Annotated in this window: 5 protein-coding genes and 2 pseudogenes; 5 read left to right on the plus strand and 2 right to left on the minus strand. The window is 61.9% G+C overall.

Going from position 1 to position 4,551, the window contains the following annotated elements; all coding sequences use genetic code 11:
• Positions 1–65: 65 nt before the first annotated feature.
• Positions 66–419, plus strand: a pseudogene (locus tag EC86_RS0123335) (Mu transposase domain-containing protein); the annotation flags it as partial.
• A gap of 35 nt (positions 420–454) precedes the next feature.
• On the opposite strand, the gene EC86_RS0123340 reads toward EC86_RS0123335, so the two are convergent.
• Complete coding sequence (locus tag EC86_RS0123340; protein ID WP_029528223.1) at positions 455–817, minus strand: integrase core domain-containing protein; 363 nt, start codon at positions 815–817, stop codon at positions 455–457.
• Here EC86_RS0123340 and EC86_RS28160 point away from each other — a divergent pair.
• From EC86_RS28160 to EC86_RS0123360, 4 genes are all read left to right on the plus strand, one after another.
• Positions 787–1,095 carry a DUF5372 family protein gene (locus tag EC86_RS28160; protein ID WP_269635758.1) on the plus strand — a complete coding sequence of 103 codons (309 nt, stop codon included), beginning with the start codon at positions 787–789 and terminating at the stop codon, positions 1,093–1,095. The genes EC86_RS0123340 and EC86_RS28160 overlap by 31 nt on opposite strands.
• 210 nt (positions 1,096–1,305) lie before the next feature.
• On the plus strand, positions 1,306–1,770 hold the full coding sequence (locus EC86_RS0123350) for a helix-turn-helix domain-containing protein (RefSeq protein WP_029528224.1): 465 nt from the start codon (positions 1,306–1,308) through the stop codon (positions 1,768–1,770).
• Between the two features lie 5 nt (positions 1,771–1,775).
• Positions 1,776–2,063, plus strand: a complete 288-nt coding sequence (locus EC86_RS0123355; protein ID WP_029528225.1) for a hypothetical protein — start codon at positions 1,776–1,778, stop codon at positions 2,061–2,063.
• Entirely contained in the window at positions 2,057–4,147 is a 2,091-nt protein-coding gene (locus tag EC86_RS0123360; RefSeq protein WP_029528226.1) for a recombinase family protein, read from the plus strand. Before EC86_RS0123355 ends, EC86_RS0123360 begins: the two co-directional genes overlap by 7 nt.
• A 32-nt stretch (positions 4,148–4,179) precedes the next feature.
• Here the strand turns inward: EC86_RS0123360 and EC86_RS30435 are convergent.
• Positions 4,180–4,527: pseudogene (locus tag EC86_RS30435) on the minus strand (DDE-type integrase/transposase/recombinase); the annotation flags it as partial.
• Positions 4,528–4,551 lie beyond the last annotated feature (24 nt).

Here is a 4,551-nt window from a genome sequence, read left to right on the forward strand (position 1 = left end):
ATGCGTGACTTCGATCTCTATGCACGCTCCAGTGGCCGGACAGCCGGCAGTTCTGGACCTATGAGAAGGCCAAGGTCGAACTCAGCGTATTGCTGGTGGAGCGCTGGATACTGGCGTGCCTGCGTCATCAGCGCTTTGTCACGGTGCAAGAAGTCAACGATGCCATTGCCCCGCTGCTCACGCGGCTGAACAACAAGCTGTTTCAAAAGCTCCCCGGCAGCCGAGCCAGCGCCTTCGCCCAACTCGATGCCCCGGCCCTTAGCCCATTGCCTACCCAACCCTGGGAGTGGGCCAGCTTCAAGACGGTACGCGTTCATATCGACAGCCACATCGAGTTTGAAGGCCACCGCTACAGCGTGCCCCATGCCCTGGTTGGGCTGGCCTTGGAGCTACGTATCACCGCCCGCGCGGTGGAGGTGGCTGTCAAGGAAGTTGTCGCCTAAAGTGAAGTGAGTCAGGCTGCTTTTTGCGTGTTTTGAGGCTCCTTGATTTGTGGGGTTTCCGGGTTGAGGTGAACGACATCGACATGCGCCCACTGGCGGGTCTGCCTTGACCAGCGCTGGGGATTTTCCTGGCGTGCCCGTTCATAGACGAGCGATCGCTCCTCAAGCAATGCCCGGTCCAGGCCGGCATGGCGTTGGGCTGGAGTCACGAAGCCAATCGCGCTGTGGTGATGCTGATGGTTGTACCAGTGCGCCAGCTCGGTCACCCAGCGCCTTGCGGCCAGCAGGTTTTCAAACGGCTTGACAGGCAATTGCGGGCGGTACTTCAGGGTTCTGAACGCCGATTCGACATAGGGATTGGAGCGAGCAGTCAACTGCGCCGCATGGCGACGTTGAGCGACGACCTTTTCGCGTCACCCATCCGCACCATCCGCTGTTCGGTCAGGTGTTCGATCTGGTCGAGCGTGGGAGGAACTGGCGCGAAGACAGGGTTTTTTTCCACGACACAGCAGGAGGCTCGCACTCGATGCCGGCGGTCTGGACCGACCTGGTCGCCGAAGACCCTTTCAATGCTGTGGCGCGGGGACGTGCCGCGTTCCGGGCTCAAGAACTCCTCGAATTGGTGCAACTGATCGAGGCAATGAAGTCATGAGCCGGCCCCTTCAGTGTAAAGAAGATATTGTGCAAAGTGTAAAGGCGATTACGTCTTGTCTTGCATCTGTTCGATGCTACTGGCATGGGAGCTCAACATACATGCTGCACATGAAACCTCCTATCGCTTGCAGTGATCACCTTGACAGTGTGTTCATGCCGAACATAATCCTATTTACATACATTGACTGGCCTGAGCCGAGGAGGGTCCATGCCCATAGATCGAGACAAGCACGACAAGCAAGCGGTCCTGCGCCAGCACGCTGCGCTCAACCCGCGTGCGCACGGCGTCACTCACGCACTGTTCGCCAACAACGCGTTCTTCGACCCCGACGATGTGCTGCAGGTCAAGTACGAGATGCTGCGACTGGTCAACATCGACAAGCGCTCGATCAGCGAGGCTGCCAAGGCCTGCGGCTTTTCGCGTCCCTCGTTCTACCAGGCCATGACGGCCTTCGAGAGCGGCGGCCTGGCCGCTTTACTCGCCCACAAGAGTGGTCCGCACGGTGGCCACAAACTCACGCCAACGGTGCTGCAGTTCATCTGCGAGGCGCGTGCTACCGATCCGGATATTCGTGCGGAGCGCCTGGCCGAGTTGGTGCACCAAAATTTCGGGGTGCAAGTTCACCCTCGCAGCATCGAGCGGCAGTTGCTGCGCAAAAAAAAACGGCGCTGATACCCGTGTCGCTTGCGCCGCTGCTGCGCGACGACAGTCTGGTTGCACGCTACGAAGATCTGCGCCAACAGGTGCTTGGCCGATCGGCCGTTCAACCCCAGGGCCTGGCTTTGTTCACCCGTGGCGGTATGTGCGCCTGGATGCAGGTGTGGAGTCAGTGCGTGGCGCCGACGCCGGTGCCGGCGCCGCCACAGGGTGACCAGCAGATCTGTCCAGCGCAGTTGCACAGGGACGTTGCAATGCTGCTGGCCAGTATGGTTTTGTTCAATCGGCAGGAGGCCCTCGTATGTTGAATGATCACCATCAGAAGGTGCAGGCCAGTCACCTCAAGCGCAACGCCTACCTCTATGTCCGCCAGTCGACGCTGCGCCAGGTGTTCGAGAACACCGAGAGCACCAAGCGCCAGTACGGCTTGCGCCAACGCGCCGTGGCCCTTGGCTGGGCAGACGAACGCGTCATCGTCATCGATACCGATCTTGGCCAGTCCGGCGCCGCCACGGATCGCGAAGGCTTCCAGCGCTTGGTCGCCGAAGTCGGCATGGGCCACGCGGGCATCGTGCTGGGTCTGGAGGTCTCGCGCCTGGCACGCAACTCCATGGACTGGCATCGGTTGCTGGAGATCTGCGCGCTCACCTCGACGCTGATCTGCGACGAGGATGGAGTCTATGACCCGGCACACTTCAACGACCGGTTGCTGCTCGGCCTGAAGGGCACCATGAGCGAGGCGGAACTGCATGTGCTGCGCGCGCGCCTGCAGGGCGGAATCCTGAACAAGGCGCGCCGCGGCGAGTTGGAGATGCGCCCGCCCGTGGGGTTGATCTACACCAGCGATGGCACGCTCGTGCTCGATCCTGATCAGCAAGTCCAGCATTGCCTGAGGTGGCTGTTCGCGGCGTTCGCCCGCACCGGCTCAGCCTGCGCCACGGTCAAGGCCGCGCGTGATGAGAAGCTGGCATTTCCGCGGCGCTGCGCCAAGGGTCCCCACAAAGGCGAACTGCTGTGGGGCAGCCTGACGCACGACCAGGTGCTTCGGGTGCTGCACAGTCCCCGATACGCTGGAGCGTTTGTTTATGGACGTTGCCATACGGTCAGGACCATCGATGGCCGCACCCGGCTGCGTCGAATGCCGCGCGATGAATGGGTCACGTTGATCCCGGGTAACCATGCGGGGTATATCTCTTGGGACGAGTTCGAGCTCAACCAGCATCGCCTGCATGCCAACGCGCAGGCGATGGGCACCGATCGGCGGCGCGGACCACCGCGCGAGGGTCCTGCGCTGCTGCAAGGAATGGTCTTGTGTGGGCGCTGCGGTCAACGCATGACGGTTCGCTATCACGATCGTCATGGGCAATTGTGTCCCGACTACATATGCCAGCGCGAACGCATCAAGCACGGTCAAGCGGTGTGCCAACACGTGCCCGGAACCGGCATTGACCAAGCGGTCGCAGCGGTGCTCATCGAGGCGGTCAATCCGGTTGCGCTCGAGGTGTCGCTGGTCGTTCAACAGGAACTGCAGTCTCGCTTTGAAGAGGCGGACCGCATGCGCCATGCCAATGTTGAACGCGCGCAGTACGAATGCGAACTGGCGCAGCGACGCTATATGCGCGTTGATCCCGACAACCGGCTGGTGGCCGACTCCCTGGAGGCGGATTGGAACGAGAAGCTGCGCGCGCTGGGCGATGCACGCGAGGAGTACACCCGTCGCCGGGATGAAGACGCACGCTTGTTGACCGACGAGCAGCGCAAAGCGATCGTGCAACTGGCCACCGACTTCCCTCGCCTGTGGAACGATCCGGGTACGCTCGATCGCGATCGCAAACGCATGGTCAGATTGCTGGTGGAGGACGTCACCTTGAATCGTGACGACAAGATCACCATACATATTCGCTTCAAGGGTGGTGCGCGCAAGTCGCTGCATCTACCCCTGCCCAAGTGCTCCTGGCAGCAGCGTGTGACGCCCACTGCCGTGGTCCAGGAGATAGACCACTTGCTTGACGAACACACCACGGCGCAGATCGCCGACGTTCTCAATGCTCGTGGATTCGCGCCGGGTGCGGGATCGGCATTCAATACACGGATGATCGCGCGTTTGGCGCGCGACTACCATCTCAAACCGCGGTACGACCGATTGCGCGAGCGCGGCATGTTGACACTGCAGGAAATGGCCGACGCATTGCACGTCACCCCCCACACTGTCAAGATCTGGCTGCGGCGCGGCCTGTTGCGAGGCCACGCCTACAGCGACAAGAACGAGTCCTTGTATGAACCACCAGGCGACCTGGCTCCCCGCAAGAAGCCCGGCGCCAAGCTCTCGCAGCGGCGTCTGGAGGCAACGGTTCCACCTGAACGTACGGAAGGAGTGCAGTATGCGACGTAGTCCTTGTCGTTGCTTACGGACGGCCGGCTGCGCGTGTGCGCCACTCCCAGGCGCTGCATCGTGGCCAGCATGGTCTCGCCCTTCATCGGCGCGCCATTGTCCGAATGCACCGTCAGCTGGCCCGGGGGAATGCTGTGCCGCGCGCAGATGTCGCGCAGCAACTGGCTGGCCAGCTCGGCACTCTCGCAATCGAACACCTGCCAGCCAACGATCTTGCGGCTGAACAGATCCTCGAACAGGTACAGGTAGAAGTGCTGGCCGCGCACCTGGGTTGGCAGGTACGTGATATCCCAGCAAAACACCTGATCGGGCCCGGTCGCGGCCAGGGCGCGCGGCCGGCTGCGCTTTTGCGCTGAACGCTCTGCGCGCCGATGGGCCAACTGGCCCTCCTGGCGCAGCAGGCG

This window comes from Polaromonas glacialis, from assembly GCF_000709345.1.
GTDB lineage: Bacteria > Pseudomonadota > Gammaproteobacteria > Burkholderiales > Burkholderiaceae_C > Polaromonas > Polaromonas glacialis.